General features: G+C 62.5%; 32 protein-coding genes. 18 read left to right on the top strand and 14 right to left on the bottom strand.

The window, feature by feature from the left end; translation table 11 throughout:
- Positions 1 to 61: 61 nt before the first annotated feature.
- From JL100_RS18130 to JL100_RS18105, 6 genes are all read left to right on the top strand, one after another.
- Positions 62 to 619, top strand: a complete 558-nt coding sequence (locus JL100_RS18130; protein ID WP_228420774.1) for a tetratricopeptide repeat protein — start codon at positions 62 to 64, stop codon at positions 617 to 619.
- Positions 616 to 1,386, top strand: a complete 771-nt coding sequence (locus tag JL100_RS18125) for a 4Fe4S-binding leucine-rich repeat protein (RefSeq protein WP_202678950.1) — start codon at positions 616 to 618, stop codon at positions 1,384 to 1,386. The genes JL100_RS18130 and JL100_RS18125 overlap by 4 nt, the downstream gene beginning before the upstream one ends.
- Before the next feature lie 72 nt (positions 1,387 to 1,458).
- Positions 1,459 to 1,767 (top strand): nitrogen fixation protein NifZ, encoded by a 309-nt coding sequence (locus JL100_RS18120; protein ID WP_202678949.1) that lies wholly within the window; start codon positions 1,459 to 1,461, stop codon positions 1,765 to 1,767.
- A 51-nt stretch (positions 1,768 to 1,818) separates the two neighbouring features.
- Complete coding sequence (locus JL100_RS18115; RefSeq protein ID WP_202678948.1) at positions 1,819 to 2,199, top strand: nitrogen fixation protein NifZ; 381 nt, start codon at positions 1,819 to 1,821, stop codon at positions 2,197 to 2,199.
- Positions 2,200 to 2,245: 46 nt separating this feature from the next.
- A complete protein-coding gene (locus JL100_RS18110) occupies positions 2,246 to 2,812 on the top strand; it encodes a cysteine desulfurase family protein (RefSeq protein ID WP_202678947.1) in 567 nt (188 codons plus the stop codon).
- 24 nt (positions 2,813 to 2,836) lie between these two features.
- Positions 2,837 to 4,219, top strand: a complete 1,383-nt coding sequence (locus JL100_RS18105) for a tyrosine-type recombinase/integrase (protein WP_202678946.1) — start codon at positions 2,837 to 2,839, stop codon at positions 4,217 to 4,219.
- A 3-nt stretch (positions 4,220 to 4,222) separates the two neighbouring features.
- Here the strand turns inward: JL100_RS18105 and JL100_RS18100 are convergent, their stop codons facing one another.
- From JL100_RS18100 to JL100_RS18085, 4 genes are all read right to left on the bottom strand, one after another.
- Positions 4,223 to 5,062: a helix-turn-helix domain-containing protein gene (locus JL100_RS18100; RefSeq protein WP_202678945.1), complete on the bottom strand. Its 840-nt coding sequence runs from the start codon at positions 5,060 to 5,062 to the stop codon at positions 4,223 to 4,225.
- 602 nt (positions 5,063 to 5,664) lie between these two features.
- On the bottom strand, positions 5,665 to 5,838 hold the full coding sequence (locus tag JL100_RS18095; protein ID WP_202678944.1) for a hypothetical protein: 174 nt from the start codon (positions 5,836 to 5,838) through the stop codon (positions 5,665 to 5,667).
- A 137-nt stretch (positions 5,839 to 5,975) separates the two neighbouring features.
- Positions 5,976 to 6,659 carry a hypothetical protein gene (locus tag JL100_RS18090; protein WP_202678943.1) on the bottom strand — a complete coding sequence of 228 codons (684 nt, stop codon included), beginning with the start codon at positions 6,657 to 6,659 and terminating at the stop codon, positions 5,976 to 5,978.
- 62 nt (positions 6,660 to 6,721) lie between these two features.
- Positions 6,722 to 7,045, bottom strand: coding sequence for a hypothetical protein (locus JL100_RS18085; RefSeq protein WP_202678942.1), 324 nt, complete (start codon positions 7,043 to 7,045; stop codon positions 6,722 to 6,724).
- 115 nt (positions 7,046 to 7,160) lie between these two features.
- On the opposite strand from JL100_RS18085, the gene JL100_RS18080 reads away from it, so the two are divergent.
- Together JL100_RS18080 and JL100_RS18075 are read left to right on the top strand one after the other, a co-directional pair.
- Positions 7,161 to 7,766 carry a hypothetical protein gene (locus JL100_RS18080; RefSeq protein WP_202678941.1) on the top strand — a complete coding sequence of 202 codons (606 nt, stop codon included), beginning with the start codon at positions 7,161 to 7,163 and terminating at the stop codon, positions 7,764 to 7,766.
- Between the two features lie 14 nt (positions 7,767 to 7,780).
- Complete coding sequence (locus JL100_RS18075) at positions 7,781 to 7,960, top strand: hypothetical protein (protein ID WP_202678940.1); 180 nt, start codon at positions 7,781 to 7,783, stop codon at positions 7,958 to 7,960.
- A gap of 64 nt (positions 7,961 to 8,024) precedes the next feature.
- Here the strand turns inward: JL100_RS18075 and JL100_RS18070 are convergent, their stop codons facing one another.
- From JL100_RS18070 to JL100_RS18060, 3 genes are all read right to left on the bottom strand, one after another.
- Positions 8,025 to 8,309: a hypothetical protein gene (locus JL100_RS18070; protein ID WP_202678939.1), complete on the bottom strand. Its 285-nt coding sequence runs from the start codon at positions 8,307 to 8,309 to the stop codon at positions 8,025 to 8,027.
- 114 nt (positions 8,310 to 8,423) lie between these two features.
- Positions 8,424 to 9,380 (bottom strand): DUF2971 domain-containing protein, encoded by a 957-nt coding sequence (locus tag JL100_RS18065; protein WP_202678938.1) that lies wholly within the window; start codon positions 9,378 to 9,380, stop codon positions 8,424 to 8,426.
- Between the two features lie 1,292 nt (positions 9,381 to 10,672).
- On the bottom strand, positions 10,673 to 11,182 hold the full coding sequence (locus JL100_RS18060) for a hypothetical protein (RefSeq protein WP_202678937.1): 510 nt from the start codon (positions 11,180 to 11,182) through the stop codon (positions 10,673 to 10,675).
- Between the two features lie 172 nt (positions 11,183 to 11,354).
- Here JL100_RS18060 and JL100_RS18055 point away from each other — a divergent pair, with 172 nt between their 5' ends.
- Both JL100_RS18055 and JL100_RS18050 read left to right on the top strand, forming a co-directional pair.
- Complete coding sequence (locus tag JL100_RS18055) at positions 11,355 to 11,762, top strand: hypothetical protein (RefSeq protein WP_202678936.1); 408 nt, start codon at positions 11,355 to 11,357, stop codon at positions 11,760 to 11,762.
- A 67-nt stretch (positions 11,763 to 11,829) separates the two neighbouring features.
- The gene (locus JL100_RS18050) at positions 11,830 to 12,117 is read left to right on the top strand and encodes a hypothetical protein (protein WP_202678935.1); all 288 of its coding nucleotides are present in this window, start codon (positions 11,830 to 11,832) and stop codon (positions 12,115 to 12,117) included.
- A gap of 20 nt (positions 12,118 to 12,137) precedes the next feature.
- Here JL100_RS18050 and JL100_RS18045 read toward each other — a convergent pair whose 3' ends face one another.
- The 5 genes from JL100_RS18045 to JL100_RS18025 all read right to left on the bottom strand — a co-directional run bounded on the left by JL100_RS18045 (position 12,138) and on the right by JL100_RS18025 (position 17,112).
- Positions 12,138 to 12,920 (bottom strand): hypothetical protein, encoded by a 783-nt coding sequence (locus tag JL100_RS18045; protein WP_202678934.1) that lies wholly within the window; start codon positions 12,918 to 12,920, stop codon positions 12,138 to 12,140.
- A 429-nt stretch (positions 12,921 to 13,349) separates the two neighbouring features.
- Complete coding sequence (locus tag JL100_RS18040; protein WP_202678933.1) at positions 13,350 to 13,574, bottom strand: hypothetical protein; 225 nt, start codon at positions 13,572 to 13,574, stop codon at positions 13,350 to 13,352.
- A gap of 5 nt (positions 13,575 to 13,579) precedes the next feature.
- Positions 13,580 to 14,029, bottom strand: a complete 450-nt coding sequence (locus JL100_RS18035; RefSeq protein WP_202678932.1) for a hypothetical protein — start codon at positions 14,027 to 14,029, stop codon at positions 13,580 to 13,582.
- A gap of 301 nt (positions 14,030 to 14,330) precedes the next feature.
- Positions 14,331 to 16,016 (bottom strand): primase-helicase family protein, encoded by a 1,686-nt coding sequence (locus JL100_RS18030; RefSeq protein WP_202678931.1) that lies wholly within the window; start codon positions 16,014 to 16,016, stop codon positions 14,331 to 14,333.
- A 22-nt stretch (positions 16,017 to 16,038) separates the two neighbouring features.
- Positions 16,039 to 17,112 (bottom strand): hypothetical protein, encoded by a 1,074-nt coding sequence (locus tag JL100_RS18025; RefSeq protein ID WP_202678930.1) that lies wholly within the window; start codon positions 17,110 to 17,112, stop codon positions 16,039 to 16,041.
- Between the two features lie 307 nt (positions 17,113 to 17,419).
- Between JL100_RS18025 and JL100_RS18020 the strand changes: the two genes are divergently transcribed.
- The 5 genes from JL100_RS18020 (at position 17,420) to JL100_RS18000 (ending at position 19,294) form a co-directional block, all read left to right on the top strand.
- A complete protein-coding gene (locus JL100_RS18020; protein ID WP_202678929.1) occupies positions 17,420 to 17,671 on the top strand; it encodes a hypothetical protein in 252 nt (83 codons plus the stop codon).
- The gene (locus JL100_RS18015; protein ID WP_202678928.1) at positions 17,668 to 18,039 is read left to right on the top strand and encodes a hypothetical protein; all 372 of its coding nucleotides are present in this window, start codon (positions 17,668 to 17,670) and stop codon (positions 18,037 to 18,039) included. The genes JL100_RS18020 and JL100_RS18015 overlap by 4 nt, the downstream gene beginning before the upstream one ends.
- Positions 18,040 to 18,070: 31 nt before the next feature.
- Complete coding sequence (locus JL100_RS18010; RefSeq protein WP_202678927.1) at positions 18,071 to 18,421, top strand: hypothetical protein; 351 nt, start codon at positions 18,071 to 18,073, stop codon at positions 18,419 to 18,421.
- Between the two features lie 433 nt (positions 18,422 to 18,854).
- Positions 18,855 to 19,073: a hypothetical protein gene (locus JL100_RS18005; protein ID WP_202678926.1), complete on the top strand. Its 219-nt coding sequence runs from the start codon at positions 18,855 to 18,857 to the stop codon at positions 19,071 to 19,073.
- Between the two features lie 74 nt (positions 19,074 to 19,147).
- Positions 19,148 to 19,294, top strand: coding sequence for a hypothetical protein (locus JL100_RS18000; RefSeq protein WP_202678925.1), 147 nt, complete (start codon positions 19,148 to 19,150; stop codon positions 19,292 to 19,294).
- 48 nt (positions 19,295 to 19,342) lie between these two features.
- Here JL100_RS18000 and JL100_RS17995 read toward each other — a convergent pair whose 3' ends face one another.
- Entirely contained in the window at positions 19,343 to 19,720 is a 378-nt protein-coding gene (locus JL100_RS17995) for a PDDEXK family nuclease (protein WP_202678924.1), read from the bottom strand.
- A gap of 50 nt (positions 19,721 to 19,770) precedes the next feature.
- On the opposite strand from JL100_RS17995, the gene JL100_RS17990 reads away from it, so the two are divergent.
- The 3 genes from JL100_RS17990 (at position 19,771) to JL100_RS17980 (ending at position 25,198) form a co-directional block, all read left to right on the top strand.
- Complete coding sequence (locus JL100_RS17990; RefSeq protein ID WP_202678923.1) at positions 19,771 to 19,986, top strand: hypothetical protein; 216 nt, start codon at positions 19,771 to 19,773, stop codon at positions 19,984 to 19,986.
- Between the two features lie 62 nt (positions 19,987 to 20,048).
- A complete protein-coding gene (locus JL100_RS17985; RefSeq protein WP_202678922.1) occupies positions 20,049 to 20,432 on the top strand; it encodes a phage tail fiber protein in 384 nt (127 codons plus the stop codon).
- Positions 20,433 to 20,524: 92 nt separating this feature from the next.
- The gene (locus JL100_RS17980; RefSeq protein ID WP_202678921.1) at positions 20,525 to 25,198 is read left to right on the top strand and encodes a LamG domain-containing protein; all 4,674 of its coding nucleotides are present in this window, start codon (positions 20,525 to 20,527) and stop codon (positions 25,196 to 25,198) included.
- On the opposite strand, the gene JL100_RS17975 is transcribed toward JL100_RS17980, so the two are convergent.
- On the bottom strand, positions 25,199 to 25,555 hold the full coding sequence (locus tag JL100_RS17975; protein ID WP_202678920.1) for a hypothetical protein: 357 nt from the start codon (positions 25,553 to 25,555) through the stop codon (positions 25,199 to 25,201).
- Between the last annotated feature and the right edge of the window lie 11 nt (positions 25,556 to 25,566).

The raw sequence follows: 25,566 nt of genomic DNA, 5'->3' as shown, positions 1-25,566 counted from the left end.
ACCGCGGCACCCTCCGCCACGCCCATCCCCTTTTCCGCCCAGCGTTGACGGGAGCGCGCGAGTGACACCGCCAGACACGGCGCCCTTGGATCTGATGACGGCCGGTCCGGACGACGATGCCTGGCTGTCGCGCCGCTACTATGGCGGCGACCTGCCGGCGGAGGCGGAGCGGCAGCTTCATCTGGCGGGCCGCCACTACTGCGACGATGCGCTGGCGGAGTCCCACCTGGCGCGCGCCGCGGCGGTCGCGCCGGGACACCGGGCTGTAGATCTGGGGCACTACAAGTACTTCCTCTACAAGGCGCGCCTGGCCGAGGCGCTGGCCTATGCCCACCGGATGCTCGACCACGCGAGCGCCGGCATCGGCCTCAACCATTCCGACTGGCGGCAGGTGACGCGCCGCCATGCCGATTTCGACGCGCTCGAACTGGCGCCGCGGTTCTACCTCTTCACGGTCAAGGCGCTGGGCTACCTGCATGTCCGGGCCGGCCGGCTTGGGGAAGGGCGGGCGATGCTGGAGAAGGTGGCCGAACTGGACCCGGCGGACCGGATCGGCTCCCGGCCCCTCCTGGCGGTCCTCGACCGGCGCGAGCACGACCGCGAGGGTGACGAATCATGACGTTCCATGACATGGACGAGGCACTGGACTGGCTCGGGCGCCCGGTCGATTGCGCGGGCTGCCGCTTCGCCGACCGCAAGGCGGACGGCCGGTGCCAGCCGCTCAAGGCCTGCGTCCATGACCGCTACGCCAAGCGCGTCCAGAGATTCTTCCAGTGGAACGAGGATCTGGCGGTCGAGCATCTGGACCATCCCTATTTCGAAGTGCGCGCCATCGCGGTGCGCCACGCCCCGCTGTTCCATGTGCCGCGCCTGATGGACGACCTGGACGAGACGGTGCGCGCCAGCGTCGCCCGCCGACTTCCCCGCCGTCTGTTGCTCAAGATGCGGGGCGACCCCGACCGGGAGGTGCGGATCTCCGTCGCCAGCCGGCTGGAGGAGGGGGATCTGGCGCCGATGATGCGCGACCCGGACTATTCGGTCCGCCTGCGCGTGGCCCGCCGCGTCCCGGAAGGCATGCTTCCGGCCATGATGCGCGACGAGGACGCCGAGGTGCGGTTGGAGGTCGCCCGGCGGATCGGCCTCGAATGGCTCGCCAGCATGGCCTGGGACGACAGCCAGCGCGTCCGCCTGCACGTCGCCCAGCGGCTGTGTCCCGATAAGCTCGCCGCCATGGTCAACGATTCCGACTGGTGCGTCCGCTACGTCGTCGCGAGCCGCATCGCGGACGAGTACCTGGATCCCCTGACCGATGATCCGGTCGACGAGGTGCGCGAGATCGCGAGGCGCCGCCGCGCCGGCCTCGTGCTCCAGGACGACGTTCCATGACATTCCATGACATCCCCCGGGGGCTCTCCTCCGGTGCGCCGCCACGCTTCACCCCGAGCCGGAGCCCCCGCCATGGCCAACCGTAATCCGCAGGACGCCAACGAACTGGAAGGCCCGCCCGTGTACGAGGTCGGCCAGAAGGTCCGCAGCCTCGCCAACGTCCGCAACGACGGGACATATCCCGGCGCGCCGGTCGGCGACGTGCTGATCCCGGCCGGGTCCGTCGGCTACGTGATCAGCATCGGCTCTTACCTTCAGATGTATCACATCTACAGCGTCGATTTTTACGAGCAGCGCCGGGTGATCGGCATGCGCGCGAAGGAGCTGGAGATGGTCGACGCCCTCGCGAACGCTCCCCAGGACTTCGTCCGCGCCGGCTGAACCCCGCGCGGACCGAATGACGCCCCCGAACCCTTTCCCCGGAGCGCAGCCATGACCGATCAGAAGACCCCCGAGGACAACGGCCCGGATCTCTCCTCCGACAGCCTCCCCGCAGACATCCTCGTCGCCGGGCCGGAAGGCGGCGGCACCGGCTTCACGCCGCCGCGCGAGCCCAAGTACGAGTGGGGCATCGCCGTCAAGGCGACGGCCGACCTGCTGAACGACGGCAGCCATCCCGACAGCCCGGCCGGAAGCCTGCTGGTGGTCAAGGACACGGTCGGCGAGATCATCCGGGTCGGGTACGCCCCGGAAGCCAACAACGTGCCGGTCTACCTGGTCGAATTCCCCGGCGGCAAGCTGGTCGGCTGCCTGGAGGAGGAGATCGCCCCGGTGCTGGGGGCCCGCGCCATGGTTCCCGGACGGATGGACTGATCCGCGTCGCCGGCGGGCGCCGCGACCGACTGATGCGAGGTGTGCCGTGATCTATCTGGACAACAACGCCACGACCATGCCTGCTCCCGAGGTCGTGGCCGCCATGCTTCCCTATCTCGGCGAGATTTACGCCAACCCTTCCAGCGCCCACGGCTCGGCGATGGCGGTCAAGCAGGCGGTCGGCCAGGCCCGCAGTGCCGTCGCCGGCCTGATCAGCGCCAAGGCGTCGGAGATCGTGTTCACGTCGAGCGCCACCGAGGCGAACCATCTGGCGATCCTCGGCACGCTGCGCTCCCGGCCCGACCGGCGCCACGTGGTGACCACGGCGGTCGAGCATCCGGCCAACCTGATGCTGTTCGAGGACCTGCGGAGCCAGGGCTACCACGTCACCGTCCTGCCGGTGGACGCCTCCGGCCGGCTGCGCCGGCACGAGCTGGCCTCCGTGGTATCGAGCGACACGGCGCTGGTTTCGGTGATGTGGGCCAACAACGCATATCAAACTAACTTATTGTTTGATAACAATATATTTGGTGAACGACGTAAAACACACCATTGCCCAGTCCTTGCAAACCCGCGCAAATGCTGGTTTTCTGGAATCCGGAATGCACAGTGAAAACCCAGTGGGGAAACCAGCACGATGCCGCGCGTCAGGGAAACCGAGTACATCGAAGTGGTGCGCGAGGAGCCGGATCAGGGACCGGTGCGCGAAGCGGTTCTGTTCCTGCGCGACACGATCTGGTACGCGCGGATCACCTACGACGGCGGCAAGACCTATCAGCGGCTCAGCACCAGGAAGCGCGACCGCGACGCCGCCAGACAGGCAGCACTCAGGATGTTCTACGAACAATCCGGGGTCGCCAAGCTCGGCCTGAAGCTCTCCAGGGCGACTGTCGCCAGCCTCGCCGAGGACATGCTGGCGGAGAAGGCCAGACGGGTCGCCGCGACCGGTCGCGGCAGCCACGTGCTGCGGACCTACCGAACGAAACTGAACGTACTGCTGCCGGTGCTCGGCAAGCTCCAGCCGTCGCAGATCACGGCGAAGGTTTGGGATGACTACGTGCTGCACCGGCTGGGCACCGGCAAACCGAAGCTGGGTGACGTGGACAAGTACGGCCAGCCGCGCCGACTGTCGCGCGGCACCCTGGAGCAGGAGCGTGACACGCTGCGGGCAATCCTGCGGCTGGCCCTTGAGCGGAAGCTGATCGCCGCACTGCCGGAGATGGCGCTGCCGCGACTCGGGGTGCGCAAGAAGATGGTCAGCCGGGCCAGCTTCAGCGACGGCGAGATCGCCATCCTGCTCGACCGGATCAACCGCCAGATCGACGGCGCACGGAACAGCGAGACCAAGTGGAACAACCGAATGCTGCTGTGCTACGTCATGTTTCTGCTGCATAGCGGGGTGCGAACCAACGACGCCCGAATCATGCAGTGGCGCGATGTGCGGGAGATGGCGCGGGGGGACGGCACCTTGGTGCTGCGCCTGTGGTGCCGGGGCAAGGGGATGGAACGCGAATCCATGAGTCAGCCCGAGGCGGTCGCCTGGGTTCGGGAGTTGCGTCGGATCGCCCGCGCGGCCGGGCCGGACGACCTGATCTTCCTGGGGCCGGGCGGCGGCGAGTACGATTTCACCGTGGCGTTCCGCAAGCTCCTGGTCGAGACCAAGCTGCGCTTCGATTCGGCCGGGCGCGCCCGCTCGGCCTACTCGCTCAGGCACAGCTACGCCATGAGGCGGATCATGGAGCCGGGCTTGAACCTGACCTACGTGGCCGAGAACATGGGGACTTCCCCGGAGATGATGGCTACCCACTATTTGAGCCACGTGAACGTCGTCAGCATGGTCGATGTACTGACCGCCAATACGCGGGAGAACGCGGACGCCTACCTGATGACCCCGGAGGGACAGCGGGCGGCACGGGAGGTCGCTCAGGCGGTGATGGCGGCGGCGGGGCTGAAGCCCCGGCAGGAGACCGTGCGGGAGCCGAAGAGGCCATCCAGGATAACGCGCAGGCGCTCCGCGTAGCTGTTACGCCGGGGGCGATGCGCGCCGCGCCAGGATACGCTCCAGCGCGCTCTGCGCCGCCGCGTCGTTCCGGGCTGCCAAGTCCTCCTGCTGGCGGGCTGCCTGCGATGGGGCAGCCCTTCCCTGCGGCGGTGCCTCCCACGGCATCCGCCCCCGGCCCGGATTCTGCGGCGACCACTCCCGCTTCGCCCAGTGCAGCAGGGCGCTGTCCGGGTCGTCGTACACCTTCCCGTGATCCTGGCTCCAGGCAATCAGCTTCAGCGCCAAGGCATCCGGGTCAACATACGGGAACAGCCGCCGAGCATCCTTGACGGTCTGAGGCTTCGGTCGCCAGTCATCGGGCAATATACCACCATCAAAAGGGGTGCTCTGCCAGTGAGTGTGGGCTGTTGTTGGTTGTGTATCTAAGTTAGGGTTGTTGGAGTTTGTGTCGGCCTGCCGACAGGTGGTGTCGGCCCGCCGACACTCGGAAGTCACCCCGATGCGGTCTCCGCGCACAGGGGGGTCCGCAGTCCGGACAGGGGGCTCGCCGTCGTCGTCGATCACCTTGTGGGGCTGCTCGGCCACGGCCGGGAGCCGGTAGCACAGGGTCCGCCAGTGCGCCCGCTCGGGCGGGTGGGCGACGCGCTCGACCACGCCCAGGTCGATCAGGTCGCCGATCAGGTCGCAGGCGCGGGTCCGGCTCAGGCCCCCGGCTTCCTCGCCGATGCGCCTCTGGCTCGGGTAGCAGATGCCGTGCCGGTCGCAATGGTCCCGGAGCGCGGCGTAGACCGCGTGATGGCTCGGACCGTAACCCTCCGCCTCGCGGAGCACTTGTGGAATGGTGTCGTAAGGGCTGTTCATTTTGCGTCCAATCCGTGTGGATTAGCCGCTGGGCAAAGTTCCGGCGTTGACCAAGGATTTGGTCCTTGACCTCGCGTGTGGTCCTCTCTAGGCTCGGGTTTGCATAGCGAGCCTTGGAGAGGACCGTTGCTCTTTGCCCAGCAGCGGAATCGGTGAGAGCCCCGTTCCCAGCGGGGCTCCTCATCGCTCTACCACCTTCTATCGTCTAGCTTCCCGGCATCGCATACCCCTCGAACTCGCGGACCTCGTTGAAAGCCTGCATAGATTCCGTGGGTTCGCAACCGATTTCACGCGCGCGTCTCAAGAATCCACTCTCGCGTGTATAGTTCTCAGAGACCTTCAATCCCGGTTTCCGAAACGAAAATGGCCGGTCAGACAGCATCCGACCGGTCTCGCTAAACTAATTGTTGAACCAATATTTTCGTTCGAACGATGGTCAACTCCGGACCGGGGGCACTCAATTCCGAACGAACGAACCGCGCGCGAACGACAATTCGTTCAGTCGTCCTGACGCCACGCCGAGAGCAGGGCGGTTCCAAACAACAGGGCGATCACGATGCCGTAGGCGATCAGCAGGGTGACCAGCACTTCGACCGCCGCGATCACAGCCACATCCCGCCGAACAGCCGGTTCAGCAGGGCGACCACGTTCCAGGTCAGCAGGGTGAGCACGTAGGCCAGCGTGGTCAGCAGGACCAGGGAGACCGGCAGCGCCATGCTCCGGCCGAGACGATAGGCGATCCGCTCTCCCAGCGTCTTGAATTGGTTTTCGTTCATCTGGTTGTCCTGAAATAAGGTGAAGGCCGGGGGTTTCCCTCCGGCCTCCTGGTTCGTCAATCAATCGGAGATTTTATAATGAGGCGACGGTTGTTTGACGCTCTGGCGCGGGACACCGGTCGCTGGTCCGGGAGTATTTAGTCCCCGGCGACGGACTGCTCGTACTCTGCCTTGATCCGGATCGCCAGGGCGTGGACCTGCTGCGGGTGCCGCAGATCGAAGGTGTTCGGCTCGATGGAAAGGTCGGTGATCTGGCAGTAGTGCGGCGCGACCAGCCGGGCCATCTCGAACGACATCAGGATCACGGCCCGCAGAGCGCCGTGGGCATCGTCATGGATTTTGCGATACTTGGCCTCGTTGGCAGCCTTCTCCTGCCCGAACGCCACCGGGTCCAGGACCGTCGCGGGCGACGACTTGGGGTGAACCAAGTCGTTCCGCGCCTTGATCAAGTTCGCCAGGGCCTTGTAAGCCAAGCCTTCCTGGTCGATCTCCCGGCCGGTCACCTGCTTCGGCACGCGCACGAACTTCAAAGCCAGGGGAAGCCTGTCGATATGCTTTTCCACGTAGTCGTCGCCCAGGTGATGCGCGGCGAAATCGTACAGGCGGGACTCAAGGTACAGGGCCGAAAACACGATGGTCTCGACGGCGCTGCGCATCATCTCGTGATCGAGTTCGGGATACCGCTCGTCGGCGTGGACCGGCACCGGCCCACCCTCGTAGCGCCGCCTCAGTTCAGCCATCTCCGACGCCAGCGGCAGATAGTCCGTGTAGGCGTCGGCCGCGATCTTCAGATAACGATACCCGGTCCCGCTCCATCTCATCACGCACCGTCCCCCCATCTGGTAAACCAAACGCCAGTGGTAGCGGTGGTGCAGCTTGCAGATCAAAGCAATTCTTCGTAGCTGGCATTGTGGATGACCAGGGCGGGCGGGTCGTCGTAGCTCTTGCCGTGAACAGCGGGCACGTCGGCGGCGAGAAGCTGGGCGGTGACCGCGACGATGCGGCGCTTGCGGGCGAACAGCTTGCGGGCGGTGGGAACCCAGGCCATCCGCGCCGCCAGGGCGCGCCAGATCGCCTCGGCCGGAAGCAGCGCGATCCACAGGACGGTGACCGCGATGCGCCTGCGCCAGCCCGGTTCGGCGTCGAAGACGGCGAGGACGATGCCCGCGACGAGGTAGCAGTAGGTCAGGACGGCGGTGAGGATCATGCCTGTATTTACCGGCCTCGCAGCCTCGGCCACCGGCTGCTCTCAGCAGCTTGCGCCTGCCGGGAATATTTAGTTCGAACCGCTGGTTGAAAGTTCTGGCAGCCGTCCTGATCTGATGGCGATGGTCGCACCATTCGCCCTGTCTGACGCCGAAGACTACGCCGGGTTTTCCATACCCCCGGACGAGATGAGGTGTGAGGCGGACGACCCGGAGACACCGAGGCAGGGTCTCTATATCCAAGGCTCTGGTTCGATCAATCTCGACATCGATCTCGGGAGTTTGGACAACCTTATATACGAGATCAAAGGGATGGCCGAGGTGGCGCTTGCGCACCTCAATCCGTTGGTGTCGTACCGCCCACCGATACTGTTAACTGGTTGGCGGGTCCATTCCCCAATCATCACCGGCCTTGAAGGCATAAAGGCTCAGAGCGAGGCACTGAGCCGCCGCGCCGCCGCACAGGTCGCGCAAGGTCACGTTGGGAACAATCTGCCGATCCTCCTTCTTGGACGATGTAGTGGCAGTGCGTTCCGCCAGCTTTGTCGAAGCGGTGTCGGATACCACCGACCCGCCTGCCCACCACCCCATGCCCTCGATAACGTAGTTGAACGGTCAGCCGCCCCGCGCGGCTCGGCCATTGAAAACCTCGTATCGAGGCATGATAGATGTGGCTTCAAGACGTATTCACCCCGGAGTTTATGGCCGGAGTCGATCTTCTGAGGTATGGGCTGTGCGTGCTTGATCTTGGTCTGCGCGCGCTGGAGCGGCACCGGCAAGCCAGGGGACAACGTGCGGCACTGTTGCCGCCCGCCGTCAGCATGGCCCTGACGGGGGCCAGAATCCTGCTGGAGACCATCGCCGCGAGGGACACTCTGCTCGCCGCAGTAAACGCTCTGCTGGGCGAGGCCGTCTGATCAAGCAGGCGTGGCGGAGAGGTGGGGCAGTGCTTCACCTCTCCGCCTCTCAACCACCGGCATGTCACCGCAGCGGGGCGGCTCCGTGGCGGGTGATCACCCCCGGACAGCTTCCGCTGAAGTCCGGCCGGATGTCGCAGTCGCGGGAGCCGCAGATCGAGCAGCGGGCCTTGACCTGGGGCACCAGCCGGTCCGGGCCGAGCCGCTGGATCACCGTCTCGACCGGGAGATACGCCGTATTGTGACAGTCACGGCAAACCGCCAGGAGATCGGTGACGCCCCCTTGGACGAGGAAAGCCAACGACGGCGGTAGGCCGGACGACGATGCGTGATAACGGCGCTCTGGCATGATGTTGACTCCCTGGCTGAGAGGCTGGACGGCAGTCTACACCAACAGGAACGAAAAGGGAACATCACGGTCGATGCGAAGCTCCGCCAGGGCCGCTAGGTTCATTCCTGAGCGTCAAGTTCGGTAATGCACCTCTTTCTCGACCAATGCGTAGTGGCGCTCGCTTTGTTCCATCTGGAATAGTTTGATGGTGTGTTGATCCTGACGTTTGACCAGTTCTTCGATGATCCGGTTCCGAAGGGCGGGTGAAATTCGCACCCCCATGTAGACTTCCTTGATTGCTTCAATTGGCAGGTCGTAAAAGTATTTTCCGTTCTTCGGGTCCTTCGTCAGGAGTTCCAGCGGGGCCACGATCCGCCACTCTTTCTCGTCTTTCCATTCTCTGCTCTTCGTCAGGATGATCGGCTCGCGCGACCTGATTTGGTTCATGTAGAAATTCGGTCGAACATCCGAGTAGATCACTGGCCGGAAATAGTTGTGGTCGTCGGCCTCGCTTCTCTGCCGGTTGAAGCAGGGATGTGCTGTGTGAACGCCGATGACGAACCCGGCGTGCTGATCGGCGTAGTGTGACCACATCAGGAGATTGGTGCGCGACTCTGTCAGGCAGACCATTGCGATCCTATCTCGATAAGTGGCGACCTCCCTATTGATGTAGTGGGTGTGTTTCTGATCTAGGTTGTCCATTGACTGATGGAAAAGTGTAAGTGCTTTACTTCTTATCACTTTATAGGTGCGGCGACTGTTCTTCTGTCGTCGCTGCTGGCGGTTGCCTTTATTGGCTGCTGCTTGTGCGATTTTCTCTATGTTGTCTTTGACATGTTGCGATGCCATCGATTCATTCCTGTGCTCGGGATCAACAGGACCGAGCAGAAACGGCTTGCATTCGAACGGGTCGTTCAACTCGCCCGGTTGGGTGTATTTGATCCGCGCTTTCGTGAAGACCTCAATCCCGTACTCAACGCCCATGTATTTGTAGAGGATCGGCGGGCGCGCTCTGGTGGCGCTTTCCTCCTGTTGACCAAGCGGATCGGGGTCGGTCGGCTCCTGCGCTGTGCCGGTGGTCGTGCCCATGCCTTCTCCTCCTTCCAGGCGGGGCGACGTTTATATAGACGGGGAGGGGGTATTGCGACGGTATTCGTAGCTCTACGGCATTGACGCTCCCAGGCCCCTCCCGCTGACCGTGCAGGTGATCCCGAAATGGGCGGCGTTCAGGCCCTCGGTCGGTGCACCGATCAGAGGGCTGTCGCCGAACCCCGTGGCAGCGTGAACTGAGGCCGCTGGGAGCGTCGCTGGTGAGTCCGAGATGCGGTGGTGTTTGGGGGTGTCCAGGTCGCCAGGACTCACCACGGAGGCCCTGACGGGCTCCAGCGGGGCTTCTGAGAGGGTAGCTAGGCCAGCGCGCCGGTATCCAAGCTGAACAGCTTGAGCAGGGCGGCGTGGGCCTGATCGGCGAAGGTCAATTCGACCCAGCGCGAAGTGGCAAACCGACCCGCCACCGGCTGGCGGTCGAATATCCGGTAATCGAGCAGCGTCCAGCCTCGGGCTTCACAGTGGGCCAGAACGGCGCGCAGTTCGGCGGGCGGGACCGGGTGGCCGGGCTCCGGTTCGGACTCGAAAATCGCGTCCAGCGGGTCGTAGAACCGGTCCAGGCTGGTGTCGTGGGTCTTCCGCGCGCGGGTCGTAGTTCGAGGTGTGGTGGAGCAGGATCGCGACAGAGTGGGTCAACAGGGTGTCTCCGAGGGTTGTGGGCATGAAAAAGCCCCCCGACCGTAGCGACCCAGCCGGGGGCAGGTAGGTTGGATCGTGTCGTCGGCGGTGGTGCAGCACCGTGGGTCCGAGTGGCGATCCGGTTTTTGCCTTCACTGGAGGTGAACCGGCGACGGTATTTAGCCGGGATTGCGGGCAGGGTTGTCGCAGGATAGAAGGGGAGGGTCGGGGCGGCAGGGGTACGACAATGCGAACCCGGACTGTTCGGCCCACTGTTTCTCCATGAGCGACGTTTTTTGTGGAGAGAGCCCCGGTATTCGCCTATGGAGATGTCTTGCGGCTGTGATGAGGGGGTCGCGCATTGGTAGTACCCAAAAGGGGGTGCCCCGGCCCCGTCACCGTGACGCCGAGGTCTTATCCTGACGCCTGTCCTCTACCCATTCCAAGGCATTTTACATAATAGCCGTTCGGCAACCTTGATTATGACCAAGATCGAGCAATATCATGGGCTTAGCGGGGCGCTACCGTAGCGGGAAGCGGACTGGATTCAGGACCATGGGCAGACCCGCCTGTTGACACCGGTTAGCGTCCTATCCGGCTGATCTCAGGTTGAAAAACCACCATCGATACGGGCCTGACCATAGTCCAGCGGTAGGCTAATCGTCCTTGCGCCGCCTGACCGGCTCCGGCTCATCCAGCGACGGAATGAACGGCTCGGCGTCGAGCGGCGTCACGTCGGCGGTGATGCTCAGCGGCGCGTCGGTCTCCGGGCTGAGGAAGACGATCTCGTGGCGCTTCACCTCGGTCACCTTATGCTCGCTGGCCTTCAAGTTGGCTGCGAACTTCGCGTTCAAGTCTTTCAGGACATCTGCCCGCACTTTCTCGGACGTGTGCGGGCTTTTGGCAAGCATCACGCTCATCACGATGGGGTTGAACTTGAGGTGCCGCAGTGTCTCGGCCACGGACATGCCGTCCACCTCAGCGGTCAGGCGCTCGATCTCGTCCTGCTGCTCCTCGAACAGCTTCTCCTGAAGCTGGGTCTTCTTGTTCTTGACCCCTGGCGGACGGCCAGCCCCAGGCGGGCGCGGCTGTCCAGGCTGGAACCGCGTGCGGTAGTCAGCCCGCTCCGGCTGATCCGGTGCTGCCTCGTTCATCTCGTCGTCCATGTGTCCCCTGGAAGCAGTTGGATCAGGTATTTAGCGGCCCGTCGTCTCCCGATCTTCTACGAGAGGCGTCGCCCGACTCTCGAACAGAACAGCGGTTAACGCTTGGTTAACCAGTTTGCCGGATGCCGATGGTCGGCCTTATGCTGAACCGCCACAACGAAGGATCGAAACCATGAGGACGTTGGCCGCGATCATCTTCTTCCCTGTGGGTGTCCTGCTGGCCTTGCTGGCCCTCGACATTGGGCGGGATGTGTTGGCCTGCTGGGACTGCATCGGTGCCGAGACGAAGAAGATCGGCGCGGGTCTCGCCGCCGCCAGCATCGGGGCGTTCATGATCGGGTCCGGCAAACCGCGCACGGTCATGATGCTGGTCACGGCGTCGGTGGTTTACCCGGTTGCGGCTCTTGCGACGTGGGTCGGCTTTGACATGTCGAAGGCCATCGTCCGGTGCTGGGAGTGCTTCGGTTCGCAGGAGAAGGTACTGGCTGCTAGCTTCCTTGTCGGCTCGGCCGTTGCGGTACTGTGGATGACGGTCGCCCTGATCGACCTCGGCAGCCGTCCCGAGCGGGTCGAGGACTGAGCCGCAGCCGATGCGCCGCCGTTGCTCTAAATATCGGGACAACCCTTTTTAGAGGGAGCGACCCGAGATGAGCCGACCGAAGCCCCGCGTCCTGCTGGACCACACCGATCATAAGACGTACAGAAGCGAGCAGGTCTTGCAAGCCGAGGCCGTTTACGCCGTCTTTTTCGATGGGAAGCCGATCAATCTGCGCAACCTGCACTCACTGGTTGATTACCCTGGACCGAAATACAAGAAGGTCGTTTTCCCCAACTCGGCCCATGCCCACCGGTTGGCCGAGCGCCTGAACAAGCTGTTCAAGACCACCCGGTTCGAGGTCTACAAGCTGACCGGTGGCGAGAAGGTCACCCGGTGAGTTCGTTCTGAAACCCTAGTTCAGGCGCGGTCGCCTCTACGACGGTTTCTTCTGGTCGATCTCCGCACGGGCCGAGTAAACCAGCGATAACCCGCGTAAATGGCCCCTAATACCGGAACTATAAGAACGGTGTACAGAGCTTGGATGTTCTGTACCGGACCGGTCGCCTCGTTGATGAACGAAATCACACGTTCGAAACCTGTGACCTTAACCGATATCTGCCGTTCAAGCACCTTTTGATACCTGGGAAGAGTGCCTGGGCTATTGGGAGCCAACGAGTACACCCTGAGCGTCAACCAATGTTCGCCCTGTTTCAGAGCGGTGATGCGCCAATGCCATTCAGCCTCTCCGACAACACCGAATTCGCGATGCTGCACGCCTTTCGGTTCTACATCAAAATTCTGTCCACCAGCGAGTTCAGCGGCCATAACCATTTCTGTTTGAACTCGGTCTATCAATGTTTCCACATCAATTCCGGATTGTCCCTCATCTAGTAGACGCCTTTCGATTTCAAACGCAGGCGCACGGGCGCTCACAGTCACTCTTACGGGTTGTGATTCTTCCTTCTCCATTTCCGATGGAGCGACGAAAACTATGGGCGCTAGATTCCTCTCCGCCTTCAACATGAAATACAACGCACTCAGCATCATTGCAAAAAAGATTGACAGCCAACAAATAACCACAACTGCTACTGGGCGGGCTGCATAGAAATTTGGGAATCCCGTCCTTAATAGCACTCTCACCAAGAGATAGAGGAGCGCCAGGAACAACAAGACGAAGCTGATCGTAAGAACATCTTTCACGGCCATTCTCCGCAGAGGGAACGCTGGACTATAATCGATCAGTTGGTCAGACACGCCAATAGCTAGTGGTCAACTGACCCGATGGGTAGGGGTATGCCTCTTGGAGAAGGCGAGCGGGCTTTCATATGTTCGTTCGCTCTCGTTGCAAGTTCGTCCGTGGCGCTTCAGTTAGCGACAGTTCGTGGAAAGATCGAGGAGCCGGTGCGTGGTCCGGCTGACTTCGAGCGATGGTGGCGCACCAGAAAACGAAAACGCCCCCGACACTGGGTCGAGGGCGCTTCACACGAAGAAAAACATCAAAGATCGGAGATGATACGGCGAATAACCGCGCCGTTTCACAAGGGTATTTATGCTAGTTGGCCTGAGCCGACGTAATATCTTATTGGCGTATTCCCGGCGAAACTCCGACCAATCCTTTCCTGATAGTCTTCAACAAAATCTCAGCTTGAACTCCACCGCGTCCTTGACGTTCTGGAACCAGAAGGTCCCCTTGATGAAGGTCGTGCTGGTGTCGGCCATGTCCCAGGTGGTTCCGATCATCCCGAGATTGTTGTGGCACCATTTGCTGGCGGCGCTGATCAGGGCGAGATCGTCCTGGTCGATAATCAGTCGCACGTCGGCGTCGGGCCGCAGGGTCACTACGTAGTCGTACATCCGGTTCACCCGAACATTAGCTTGACTTTGGTCATCCACACTTCCAGCGAGGCCGCTGCGGCGGCCTCGACATACCCCGATCTCGGCTCGACCACGACGGGGTAGGGTTCGATCAGGGAGAACTCCCGCACCGTCACGACGAGGGTGCCGTGGACCGGGTGCTTGAGCACGACATCGCACTCGCACCAGTCCTGATGGTTCGGGGCCGAGCGATCCAACGGCACCTCCTCGGGACGCGGCTGGTGGAAGATCGGCCGGGTCTGCATGATGGCCCAGTCGTCCGGGCTGTCGGGCAGGGTATGGAACGCATAGCCGCGCGACTCGTGGGCGCGGGACACCGGGTTCTCGTCGGCGTGGGCCTCGCCCGCCGAGAAGCGGGTGATCATGCGGCCCAGTGCCCTCATGGTGGTTTCCAGGGCCGGGGCACGGGTGGCAAGGATAAGTGGTTCAATCATGGTTCAAATCTTTCAAGTAAATGGCTTGTTGCTGAGGCCCGGTGGGCGGGGCGGAGCCTGTTCGGATACTGAGATACGGAAGGAAAAAACTTCGTTTATAGTTTTCCAGAAGGATATTTTTTTCTTTTTCCTTATAATATTAATTTTCTAAAAAAGTATATCTTCCGTATCCAAACGCTCTTAAACCCTTGTAGTTACTGGTTTTTTTGCGGATACGGAAGCATTTTCTTCCGTATCCAAAATGGCTCTTTCCGTATCCTCGGTATCCGCCACCGGGCGCTGACGATGGGCTTGCGACGGGTTAGATGACGTTGACCGCCCAGGTCCGCCGTCCGTGGCTGTCCTCGGTGTACCAGAGGTGGTCGTTGCCGATCATGGCCCCTTTGCGCAGGGCGTCCACGCTGTCGAGGATGTAGATGTCGGCCGTCGTCACGCTGCCGGTCTCGCCGTCGCGCATCTTGACCTTCTTGACCGCCCTGATAGGCAGACCCTCGCGGGCCAGCCAGCTATCGAGCTTGGCGTAGAAGGTCCGGTTCTTCATGGCCCCGTGGGCGTGATTGATCTTGCGGTTCATCTCGATGTAAAACTCGAAGAGCGTGCTCTGCTTGATGTAGCCCTGGAGGGGCAGGGAGCCGGTCACGATCAGCGGGTCGCTTATCAGGTCGTCCTTGAACACGGCCTCGAACACCTGCTCGTAGAATGGCTGCTGGGACTGTACGAGGGTCTGGTAGGCTTGGCCGTGATAGGCCGCCACGGTCGGCACATCACCGTGCTTCAGGATCAGGCTGTGCAGCCACTTGCCGACTTCCTGGGGGTTGGACAGGATGTACTGGCCGGTCGCGATCATCCACTCGCGCGCCTCGGCCGGGCTGATCCCCATGATCTCGCCGACCAGATCGTTGAGCGGGCGTTTCGGCTTGAGAATGGAGAAGCGGCGGTCGGTGCTGGCGTTGGCGATCCGCACGCTGCCGGTGTCGCCGTTGCCGCTGACGATCAGCAGGGCGGTGTTGTCCACCCTGAACTTCTTGACGCCTTTGGGCTCGCACCACACCGTCTTGGAGTGAAGCTGCCGCTTGAGAGCGTTGTCGTCGGATTTCTCCTCGACCGCCTCGTTGACGAACAGCAGCGCCTTGCCGACCAGATGCTCGTTGAACCGATTGGTCAGGTCGTCAAAGGACAGGTTGTCGGCGACCAGATGCTCGCCGAACAGGGTGCTGAGCAGGCGGGCGACCAGCAGGCTCTTGCCCGATCCGCCGTCCGGGTCGTGGAAGCTGATGCACGGCAACATGTAGTTTTCCGGGTGCTGCCACTTGCTCAGGAAGACTTTTTCCAGATGCTCCTGGCCCGCTGGGTCCTCGCCGGACAGGTTCCACAGCAGGGCCTCGAACAGCCAGCCGTTGGCCCAACCGGGCTCGGGCTCAATTGGCAGGCAGAACTCGGCCTCCAGCATGTTGAGCACGTCCGGGCTGGTCGGCCGGAACGAGTACGTGCAGGCGCGGAACTTGCGCTTGGTGTCGCCCGCATCATTTCCCATCATGATATCGTCAAAAAGGGTCCAGATCAGCTTGTCGCGCAAGTCGTTGTTCAGGCGTTTCAGGCCGTTCTCGCTCTGCGGCATCCAGGGCGGCAGGTCGGGATCGGTGTAGCCGTTGCGCACGAACCAGCACTCGGTCGCGGCGACGTAGTGCAGGTCTTGCTCCTTGATGAAGGTGCGCAGCTTGTCCTTCAGTTCGTCGTACACGGCATCGCGCTCGGCCCGGTCCTCGTCGGACAGCGGCGTGTCGAGCCCGGCATCCTTCTGAGCCTTCTGGAGCGCCCGCTGCATCTTGGTCTTTTCCTGGAGCACCTTGATCAGCAGGCCGGTGGTGGCGCTGCTCTGCGGCTCGGCGTTGAGCGTGGCGATCTGCTTGTCGAGCAGGTCGAGGGTGTTCTTCAGGTCTTCAATCTCTTTTGTCTGCCGGTGGGCAGCAAGGTCCACAATATCCATAAAATTATCCTCAGCTTTGATATTACTTCTTGAATTTACGCAGTTTCGCCATCAGGGCGCGCGTGCTCTGCTCCCGTGCGGGTTTCTGCTCGGGCAGGGCACGCGGGTTGCGCCTGCCGTAGGTCAGCCCGTCCCGGATCGTCTTCCTGACTTCCTGCATCCGGCCGGACATCCCGGCGACCAGGGCGGCGTTCATCAGGTCGCTCTCGTAGTCGGAAAGCTGGCAGGCTCCGGCCGCGACAAGCTGGCCCAGGCTGGTCGCCGCAGCGACGAGGGTGGTGTGCCGGTCACCCGGCGTGCACGACGCCATCCGCTCACATTCCTTGCCGATTGCCGCCCGGACGTAGGCCGACAGCGCATCGCCCTCTATGGGGTTCACAGGAGGCGCTGGAGGGGCTTCGAAGACGACGGCGGAGAACTGCCGCCAGTCCAGCCAACCGCCCTGGACGGCCCCCGCACGGGCGTGGTTAGCCCTTTCCTGGGGGCAGGTCGGGACGTAGTAGCCCTGGCTGACGCTGACCGAAACCCGATCGGCGCTGCCCAGCCACTCGCAGATGGCGTTGCGCCGGGCCAGGAACTCGTCGGTCGGGCACATGTCGGAGAACGGCAGGAATATCCTGAACTTCTCGACACCGGCCGACTTCAGATGGTTGAACGAGGTGTAGTAGCAGAACGCCAGCCCCAGCCCAGTGAACCGGGCAATCGCCTCGTCCAGGGTCAGGCCGTCGTCATAATCGACGGCCAGGAAGTGGATGCCGAGGGCGTTGTCCCGGCAGCGCCGGACATACGGCCGGTCAGTGTCCGGATCGACCGGGAAATCGATCCGCCCGACCACCTTCTCGCCGTGCTCGTCCAGCACGAACCGCCCGCTGGCGTCCTTCTGGTAGACCTTCTTCGGCGCGGGATCGTAGGCCACCAGTTCGTCCGGGTCGCCGGTTAGGAACTGGGTGGGGCAGATCATCGTGACTTCCTTCTTGGCCGAGATGTCGTGGCTGCCCAGGAAGGTGCACAGGTCGTCCCAGCCAAGCTGGTGCTGATCGGTCACCCGGTTGTCCATCTCGCTCTGGAACAGGGTGAAGTGAATGGTTCTGTCCATAATGTCCTTGTAATAAAAATACCCCCACGGGGTGAGCCGTGGGGGTGGAACAAAGTCGAGGACACATATGAACCAAATGGACAAGACGAATAATAATAGCTCGTCGCGCCATCGTCAATATATATGCTCGGAAACATGCTCCCCGGCCCACGGCCGTCCGTCCCTTAGTTGGAACGTGCCCCTGTTATACCGACCCCGCGTTCCCGGCGTCATTATTTATTTCTGCACCGAACCGCGAAATAAATAATGACGGGCGACGATCCCGCCCGGTACGATCCGGACATATTCAGACGAGAGCGATTACCAGATGACGATTTTACCAATCTTCGAAAAGATGCGCGCCCGTGGCCTGTGCGCCAATAAGTCCGAGTTCTGCCGCCACTGGCTGGGTGCCCGCGACAACGCCTATCTCGCGTCGTGCGACAATTTGCCGACTGTCAGCAGACTGTTTCGGTTGTTTGTCCTGCTGCGCCGCCTGCCTGACGCCGACGACCTTGCCCGCGAAGTCTACGCCCTGATGTACCGGGCGACTGAGTCCGGGCTGGACGGTGCGGCATGACGATGATGACCGACCAGGAAGCCTATGCGCTGACCCACCATGACGGGCATTTTCGCCTCGTCATGCCCTACGCCTTCATCGGCCTGGAGCACCCTGTGCACCGTCACGTCTACCTGCCACTGAACCGGAACTATCGCCCGCTCGGCTGTCCGCGCCAGTTCGGGGCGGGCCTCGATGATATCTACGACTACTTGTCCCAGGCGTGGGTGTTCCGCCGCGACCCGACGACCTTCACCGGTATCTGGTGGAACTCCGGAGAATGCTTCTTGCACCTCTACGACGACAGCGCCGAGAGCCGCAAAGACTACCTGAACCGCTACGCCAAGCTGCTGACCAAGGTCGCCAGCTACCGCCCGACCGCCCTTTAAGCCCCAACTGAATTCCAAAGGATTTTATACGATGCACGACACTTCCTACGCTCCGACCACGCCCCCGACCCCCAGCGACGTTCTCCGGGAGATCAGGCGGCGCTGCCACGAGAGCAACCGCCGCCGCGAGGCCGCGACCGGCGAACTGGTCGCGTGGCTGGTGGACCACCGACAAACCGAGGTCGAGGCCCTGATCCACGACCCGGTGACGCGGGAACTGCACCCCGATCCGGTCGAGGCCGAAGTCCGGATATGGGGCAAGTGCCTGGAGGGGCTGATCCGGCGTCGGATGGGCGAAGAGTGGGACGACGCCTTCGACCGCACCGCGACCATCATCCGGGCCACCATGCGCGCCGAACTGTTCCGGAGGCGTTTCGGGTAAACTCGCTTAAGGACGTTTGTATCAAAATCCTATTGCGAATTCCGGGTCTGCTGATGCCTTCGATTGCTAGGGAGGACAATCATCTGGATGCCCTCCCTAGATAATATCCAGTCAAGCTTGTTACGACGATAGCTTCCAGCCGAAGAAACCTTCTTTGATAGCGACTTGTGAGCACATATTTTGCATGGCCCTGGATTTTTCACCCCAGTAACGAAACTCGCAATAAGCAGCAATGTATCCAGACGATTTGCTACCCTCTACTACATCGCATACGTACCACTCTTTTATATTTCCTTTCATGATATCTTGCAGCTTGCGCTGAAAGAATACTCTGTCGCTCATCTCGGCACCTAATTAGAAATGCAACACCGTTTGAATTGTATCTTAAATTCCTTTCTTTTCTGTAAACCAGCCAAAGGTTAGCGACCTTTACATGACGCACTATTACGAATTCCGGGGGCTGCTCCACGCCCGGCACGAGGGCCTGTTCCTCCACCTGATCGAGCGGGACTGCGCTTACGTCGATCCCGATGCCATCGCTACCCAGCCGATGATCTGGTTGGCCGATCTGAGCGACCGGGATCGGGTCCTGACCAAGCTGCGTTTTGCCGACGATCCGGAGGACAGCCGCATCCGGTCGGCATTGATTTAGTTCGGTTAACCAACCTCTGGTAAACCATCCGGATCGTCGCTATCTTGGTTTGGTCAGCGAACGCCGGAGAAACCTTGAACAGTTTCCGTGCGATACTAAAGGTACTGACCACCCGTCAGGTCGTTACCATCAGCAAGACCGAAATCAAGCTGGATGGCAACTTCCTCGGGTTGTTAGCTGTAATGGGGATTGTCTACCTGATGGCTGGACAGTTCGGTTAAGGCGAGAGGGCGGGCAGCTTCGGCGGCTCGCCCTTTTCGTTTCCGGCTCTAGCGCCCCGGTTCGTCAATCCACGCCTGCGGCACCGAGCCCTCGGCCCACTTGAACCCCGCCGCCTCTGCCCAGTCCGCATAACTGGTTTTCGAGCCCTTGTTGATCGGGTTCGCCGCCCGCTGGAAGATGATCCGGATATCCCTGCCAGGATGCTGGTCGCGCACCAGCACCATCTTCTTGCGGTCGGCAGCGGTCAGCCGCCCCTTGATCTCGACCACGATGCCGTTGCCCAGGATCAGGTCGGGCAGGTAGCTGCGCGTCTTCGCCGGTTCGATGAACTTGAGCTTTTCCGGTTCGTACCGGAAATCGGCCCCGGAGTCCTTCAGTTTCTTCGCGATACTGGCCTCGAACTTGGAGCGGAACTTTATCGTCACGGGGGTCCTAAATATCCTATAATAACCGCTGATATTTAGAAGAGATTTACATGCCCCGCCCTTCGACCATCACCGTCCCGCCGCTGTCCAGCAGCCAGCTTGTCGAAATGCACGGCGACCGCGCATCCTCCCGCCTCGCCACCCGCGACCGCCTCGCCCGTCAGATGACACCGGAAGTCCTCGCCAGCCTCGCCCGGCCGTATTCAGAAATCGTCACCGTGACCTGCCTGCGCCCCGAACTGCTGCGCAAAACAAAGGCTAAATAGTCCGTAGAATTCACCGCTTTGCGCAAAAGCAATTTACCATTTTATTAGAGGAAATTTCCCCGATGTCTTTCTCGAATACTTACGAGACCGCTATTCTCAACCACATTTTTGGCAAGACCACCCTCGGCACCATGCCGAACTCGCTCGATCTGGCGCTGTACACCACCGCGCCGGGCGAAACTGGCGGCGGCACCGAGGTGACGGGTGGCAGCTACGCCCGCAAGGCCGTCCCCTCGGCGTCCTGGACCGTGACCGGCAACAGCGCGACCAACAATGCCGAGATCGCGTTCACCACCGCCTCCGCCGATTGGGGCACCGTGGCCGGTTTCGGCCTGTTCAACGGCGCGACCCTGATTTTCCACGGCACGCTGGGCACCAGCAAGCAGGTCGCCTCGGGCGATACCGCCGTGTTCGCCGCGTCGAGCCTGAATTTCTCCATCGATTAAGGTAATCCCTTAGTTTAGGGAACGATCCTGGGCGGGGCGGGGAAACCTGTCCCGCCTTTTTGGTATACGAAAATTGGTTTGGGGGATTTGAGATGGCGGCACCGACTTACATCACGGGCGTGACAACAGACAGCGGGATGCTGCCCACTACGTTCGAGGCAGGTAGGCCGACCGTGGCAGCGGGCGACCTGCTGATACTGTACGTCGGTTGCGACATGGATGCGACGATCCCGACACCGAGCGGCTGGACAACCTTACACGAGGCGAGTGATCCGGGGAAAAGGACCGCCGTATTCTGGAAACTCGCCGGGTCTTCCGAGCCGACGACCTACACGGTGACCGCTTCCAGCGGTGCGTTTTTCGCCTCGGCGCATATCTGCGCCTACTCCGGCGTTGACCCAACCAACCCGGTCTCCCCCATCGCGACGCCGGGGAACACGATGACGACGGGCAGCCTGACCACGACCAGACCGGACTCGATCTACCAGTCCTGGATCACGAGTGGTTCGACGCTATCTGCTCCAGCGGGATCGACTCTCTTCTCCGTCGTGTCCGCCGGTTTCATGAGCTACTTCCATGAGGCCCGCCAGACCGTAGCGACGCCGGGCGCGGTGTCGCACACTTACGGGGGCTCGGCGGCGGGTGTCACGTCCGGCGCGTTCGTCGTCCAGCCGCCGCCGCCGCCGCCGCGCGAAGTTGCCAAACCGTCCGGGACGCTGACCGTTTCGAAGACCGGTCAGTACGCGGCCCTGAAGCATTTCGTGACCTGCGACGGCGTTTTCCAGTCCTCCTACGCGGGTCCATCGTTCCAGGACTACGCTGACGTGGTGACCGACGTTAATGCGGATGTCTTCGATTTTATTAACGGCACGGCGACGCTGGCGACTGACGCCATCGGCTCGCACTGGACGCCCAACTCGCCCTCCGACCCCGACTTCTCCGTGCAGCCTTTCAGCAGTCCGACCACCTATGGATATGGCGCTGGCCCGTGGACCTTCTTTTCGCGGGTTAACACGAGCTTTCCCGGCTCCGCCTCGACCGCGCGCTGCCTGCTGATCTATTTTTCGGATGATTTCGGGACAATCCAGCTACGCACGCTCAACAACACGTGGCAGGTTATCCGTAACGGCACGGTCGCCGTGTCGGGTCCGATGCCGTCCGGCGTGTCCACTATCACCCTCGTGGGTACGACCACGACGGTGGCCGTCTATGCCAATGGTGCGCTGATCGGGTCGGCAAGCGGGAACTACTCCATCAACACCAGCATGGCCCCCTATGTCGGCGGCGACGGCAGTGCAGTCCCGTTCGAATCAAAGATTTACGAATTTGGTGTCGTCGCCGCAGCATGGTCGGCGTCCGAGGCCACTGCGTACGATAATGCTCCGCTCGCGGTCGTCGGGATCACCGGGGGCAACACGCCGCAGGAGCCGACCGGACCCGTCACGCACCAGCTAGACGGCTCGGCGAGCGCCACGGCCACGGTGTCCAGCGCGGAACTCAAAGCTTACGACGCGCAGGGCTACACGGCTCCGGTGACGACCGCCTTCATGACTCCGACGACCGTCCACAGCAACAGTGCCCCCATCGATGGCAATACCGGCACGACATGGAGCAACTGGACGGTGGCGCGTATCAATAGCAACGTCAATGCCTCGTCTAGCCGAGCCTCCTCGTCGGTCTCGTCGTCCACCCGGACCCGCGTCGGCATCGGCCGGGCGTTCGGTTTCAACGTCCCGGCCGATGCCGAAGTCACCGGTATCGAGGTGCGGATCGTCCGCTCCGCCAGTGCCTCCAGCCGCCTGCGCGACGAGGCGGTGGTCTTGACCGGGGGCTCCGTGCCCCAGGCGCAATATTCCGCCGACGACAAGGCCGACACAGCTACCCTGTGGCCGACCACGGGCGGAGAAAGCGCCGCAGTTTACGGCGGCAGCAGCGATCTGTGGGGGCTGCCCTCGATCCTGGTGAGCGATCTCGCGACTCTCGGCGTCGGTCTCATGGTCCGCAACACGACGACCTCGACGACGACCGCCTACGTTAACATGATGTCGATGGCAGCCACCTACCGCGAGTACAACGCGGCCTACGTCCAGCAGCCGGGCGGCACCACGCACCAGCTTGCCGGTAACGCGCTCGCTGCGGTGTCCACGGTGCCCAGCGCCACAATGCGCCGCTCGCGCCGGATCGCGCCCAACACGATCCCGGCTGCGGCGACGGTCGGCCCCGCCTTGCTGGCGCGCACCCGCTCGCTGGCAGCCAATGCAGTGTCGGCGGCTTCGACGGTCACTACCGAGATGGGCGTCAACAAGGCGGCGATCCAGCTTGTCGCGACGATCAGTGCTGCGGCCACGGTCTCTCCGGCCTCGCTGGTGCGCCACCGTCCGCTTAGCGGCAATGCCGTCTCGGCAGCCGCGACATCCTCCGCAACCACGCTGACCAGGACACGCTTGATCACTGCCGAGGCTTCCGAATCCTCGTCAGTCGCCCCGGCCGATCTGGTCCGGACGCGCCTGCTCGCAGCCGCTCCGGTCGCTGCTGCGGCCACAGCAAACCCGGCGTCGATGACGGTGCGCAAGCCGGGCAATCGGACCGTTGAAAAGCCGACTACCGAAGTTTCGTTTACCAAATCCGGGAAGTATGCGGGCACGACCGGCTACTGGATTTTCAACGAACAATCTGGTTTGTCGCCGAACATCGCGAACCCCGGCACGGGTGATGCAGTGCCGATGGGTGGAATCACCACCGCAAGCGACGAGGTTGGCCGACACCTGCTCGGCACCGCGACCTACGCGAACTACTTCGCGACCGGCCTGACCGGCGACCAGCTTGGCATCGGCGGCAGCCAGCCGTTCACAATCTTCGCCCGCGTCAATCCATCGGCGGCGCAGGATCAGGGCGGTATCTTTTCGTACGGTTCCGGCGCGGCGGCGCGGAACCTCTCGATCCGCAGCTTCGATGACCGGTTCCTGGTCGATAACGGTCAGGCCGAGATGTCGCTGGTCCAGGGCGAGGTGCCGCGTGATGCGGTCTCGACCTTCGCGCTGACCTACGACGGCACGCAGCTTCATTTCTATTACAACGGCGTGCGCCGGGTCAGCCAGACCATCGCGCTCGACGCGGGCGGCGGCTCGTCGCTCCAGCTTGGCAGGTTTACGTACGGCGCGGCCTCGTTGGAAAACAAACATGCTTGGCACGGCAAAATCTACGAGGTGGGGACGGTTTCCGGGGTTGCTTGGTCGGCCCAGGATGTCTCTGATTACGACGCCAACCCGCTGGAGGCGCTGAGCTTCGCCGCACCGGCTGTCATCCACGAACTGGTCGCCGAAACTGGTTCGGCAACGTCTTCGGCCACCGCGACGACGCTTAATCCGAAGCGCGGCCTCGCGGCTGATCTGGTTTCGGCGACCGCTGCGGCTACCAGTTCCACGCTGGTTCGCCAGCGCCCGGTAACCGGTGATGCTGTCGCGGCGACCGCTACCGTATCGACGGCCGAACTGGTTCGCCAACGCGCCCTGGCATCCGATCAGGTCCAGGCGGTATCGAGCGCCACGGCGTCCACCGTGGTCCGCCAGCGCCCGCTACAGGCGGATACGGTGCAGGCATCGGCAACGGCTGCCGCATCCACCCTGGCCCGGCACCGTCCGCTCACGGCTCAGCCGGTCACGGCGACGGCATCCTGCACCGGATCGCTGAGTCAGAGCGGATCGTTCTCGGCCACAGTTTCGGCCTCCTCTGCGGCGTCTGCCACGACGTGTGTGCGCGTCCGGACCGTCGCCGCCAACCCGGTTTCGGTTACCAGTTCAGCAACCGCGCTGACGCTCAGCCTGTCCGGAACCTTCGAAGGTTTCGCATCGGCTTCGGCCACCGTGGCACCGGCCGAGATTGGCCGCGTGCGCCCCCTCAGCGCGCCGCCTGTGGCGTCCACCAGCACGACGACACCGGCAACACTGCGCAAGCGGACCGGCCTCGGTGCTGCTCCTGTCGCCGCCAGCGCGGTCTCTACGGTTACTGGATTTGGTCGCCGTCGTCCGGTCATCAGCAACCCTGTTTCGGTTTCCAGTTCGTCCACCGGGTCGCTCAGCCAGTCCGGTACGATGTCGGGCAATGTCTCCGCCAGCGCCTCGGCAACGGCATCCACGGTCGCCCGGAGGCGCGGCATCGTCGCCAATATCTCGATAGCAGCGGCAACCAGTGCAACGACTCTGGTCAGGACGCGCAAGCTGTCTGCCAATCCGGTCGCGGCGTCTGCATCCGCTACGGCATCGAGCAGTGCCCGTGTCCCGCTGTCGGCCACCCCGGTCACCGCCACGTCGGCGACGGCCCAGGCAACGCTGAAGCCGCTGCGCGGGATCGCGGCAACCGCCCTGGCGACATCGACCAGCACGGCATCGGTCCAGCGCCTTCGCGGCCTTCAGGCGACGGCTTCGGGGACGGCGACGGTTACTCCGGCACCGTGGGGCCGCAAGCGCGGCATCACCGGGCTGGTCACGGCAACATCGGGTAGCACCGGCCGGGCCTCGGCCAAACTCGGCCTGCTCGGCAGCGTCTCGGCGACCGCGCTCAGCACCGGGTCGGTGGTTTCGAAAACCAAGCTGCCCGCGAGGATCGCCGCGACGTTCACACAGACGCGCATGATCACGTCCGGCAGCAATCCGTACACGGTCACCCGGCAGCCCGTGGAGATCGGTTACTCTATTGAAGTGGTGCGGGACCTCACGGCAGCCGTCGAAACGGTGCGCGAGTTCCCGCCTATCTCAGGACTGGTGTGATTAAATGATCCCGTCACGGGCGACCGTGGCGGGACCACGGGCGAAGATCACTTCACTGCCGTCGCTGAACCGGAGTTCGCACTGGAACCTGCCGATGAACTCCGCGCCGCGTGTCACCAGACTTTTGGTCGCACTGCCGGGCAGAATCAGATCGATCCTGCCCGACGCGGAGTTCACCACAATTCGGGCTCCGGAGCCGTTCAACGAACTCGCGACCAGGACGGGGACCTTGCCGAAGTCGCTGAACAGGGCGAATTTGGCCTCGCTGACCCCGGTCAGGTCGAGATCGCTCAGGGTCCAGCGGTAAGTGGCCTCACTGCCTGCTTGAAGCTCGAAATCAATTTCATCCAAAATCATTTAGTAAACTC

The sequence above is a fragment of the Skermanella mucosa genome (assembly GCF_016765655.2).
Lineage (GTDB): Bacteria > Pseudomonadota > Alphaproteobacteria > Azospirillales > Azospirillaceae > Skermanella > Skermanella mucosa.
This window is presented reverse-complemented; position numbering and strand designations above follow the sequence as displayed.

What these genes read in the sequence shown, in the direction of transcription:
- JL100_RS18050 (WP_202678935.1), top strand. Translation starts at nt 11,830, where the DNA reads ATGAGCCGACCGAAGCCCCGCGTCCTGCTGGACCACACCGATCATAAG.
- JL100_RS18115 (WP_202678948.1), top strand. Translation starts at nt 1,819, where the DNA reads ATGACCGATCAGAAGACCCCCGAGGACAACGGCCCGGATCTCTCCTCC.
- JL100_RS18030 (WP_202678931.1), bottom strand. Translation starts at nt 16,016, where the DNA reads ATGGATATTGTGGACCTTGCTGCCCACCGGCAGACAAAAGAGATTGAA.
- JL100_RS18080 (WP_202678941.1), top strand. Translation starts at nt 7,161, where the DNA reads ATGGCGATGGTCGCACCATTCGCCCTGTCTGACGCCGAAGACTACGCC.
- JL100_RS17985 (WP_202678922.1), top strand. Translation starts at nt 20,049, where the DNA reads ATGTCTTTCTCGAATACTTACGAGACCGCTATTCTCAACCACATTTTT.
- JL100_RS18070 (WP_202678939.1), bottom strand. Translation starts at nt 8,309, where the DNA reads ATGCCAGAGCGCCGTTATCACGCATCGTCGTCCGGCCTACCGCCGTCG.
- JL100_RS18010 (WP_202678927.1), top strand. Translation starts at nt 18,071, where the DNA reads ATGCACGACACTTCCTACGCTCCGACCACGCCCCCGACCCCCAGCGAC.
- JL100_RS18005 (WP_202678926.1), top strand. Translation starts at nt 18,855, where the DNA reads ATGACGCACTATTACGAATTCCGGGGGCTGCTCCACGCCCGGCACGAG.
- JL100_RS18125 (WP_202678950.1), top strand. Translation starts at nt 616, where the DNA reads ATGACGTTCCATGACATGGACGAGGCACTGGACTGGCTCGGGCGCCCG.
- JL100_RS18035 (WP_202678932.1), bottom strand. Translation starts at nt 14,029, where the DNA reads ATGATTGAACCACTTATCCTTGCCACCCGTGCCCCGGCCCTGGAAACC.
- JL100_RS18040 (WP_202678933.1), bottom strand. Translation starts at nt 13,574, where the DNA reads ATGTACGACTACGTAGTGACCCTGCGGCCCGACGCCGACGTGCGACTG.
- JL100_RS18105 (WP_202678946.1), top strand. Translation starts at nt 2,837, where the DNA reads ATGCCGCGCGTCAGGGAAACCGAGTACATCGAAGTGGTGCGCGAGGAG.
- JL100_RS18020 (WP_202678929.1), top strand. Translation starts at nt 17,420, where the DNA reads ATGACGATTTTACCAATCTTCGAAAAGATGCGCGCCCGTGGCCTGTGC.
- JL100_RS18120 (WP_202678949.1), top strand. Translation starts at nt 1,459, where the DNA reads ATGGCCAACCGTAATCCGCAGGACGCCAACGAACTGGAAGGCCCGCCC.
- JL100_RS17975 (WP_202678920.1), bottom strand. Translation starts at nt 25,555, where the DNA reads ATGATTTTGGATGAAATTGATTTCGAGCTTCAAGCAGGCAGTGAGGCC.
- JL100_RS18095 (WP_202678944.1), bottom strand. Translation starts at nt 5,838, where the DNA reads ATGAACGAAAACCAATTCAAGACGCTGGGAGAGCGGATCGCCTATCGT.
- JL100_RS17980 (WP_202678921.1), top strand. Translation starts at nt 20,525, where the DNA reads ATGGCGGCACCGACTTACATCACGGGCGTGACAACAGACAGCGGGATG.
- JL100_RS18055 (WP_202678936.1), top strand. Translation starts at nt 11,355, where the DNA reads ATGAGGACGTTGGCCGCGATCATCTTCTTCCCTGTGGGTGTCCTGCTG.
- JL100_RS18025 (WP_202678930.1), bottom strand. Translation starts at nt 17,112, where the DNA reads ATGGACAGAACCATTCACTTCACCCTGTTCCAGAGCGAGATGGACAAC.
- JL100_RS17990 (WP_202678923.1), top strand. Translation starts at nt 19,771, where the DNA reads ATGCCCCGCCCTTCGACCATCACCGTCCCGCCGCTGTCCAGCAGCCAG.
- JL100_RS18060 (WP_202678937.1), bottom strand. Translation starts at nt 11,182, where the DNA reads ATGGACGACGAGATGAACGAGGCAGCACCGGATCAGCCGGAGCGGGCT.
- JL100_RS18065 (WP_202678938.1), bottom strand. Translation starts at nt 9,380, where the DNA reads ATGGGCACGACCACCGGCACAGCGCAGGAGCCGACCGACCCCGATCCG.
- JL100_RS18015 (WP_202678928.1), top strand. Translation starts at nt 17,668, where the DNA reads ATGACGATGATGACCGACCAGGAAGCCTATGCGCTGACCCACCATGAC.
- JL100_RS18090 (WP_202678943.1), bottom strand. Translation starts at nt 6,659, where the DNA reads ATGAGATGGAGCGGGACCGGGTATCGTTATCTGAAGATCGCGGCCGAC.
- JL100_RS18100 (WP_202678945.1), bottom strand. Translation starts at nt 5,062, where the DNA reads ATGAACAGCCCTTACGACACCATTCCACAAGTGCTCCGCGAGGCGGAG.
- JL100_RS18085 (WP_202678942.1), bottom strand. Translation starts at nt 7,045, where the DNA reads ATGATCCTCACCGCCGTCCTGACCTACTGCTACCTCGTCGCGGGCATC.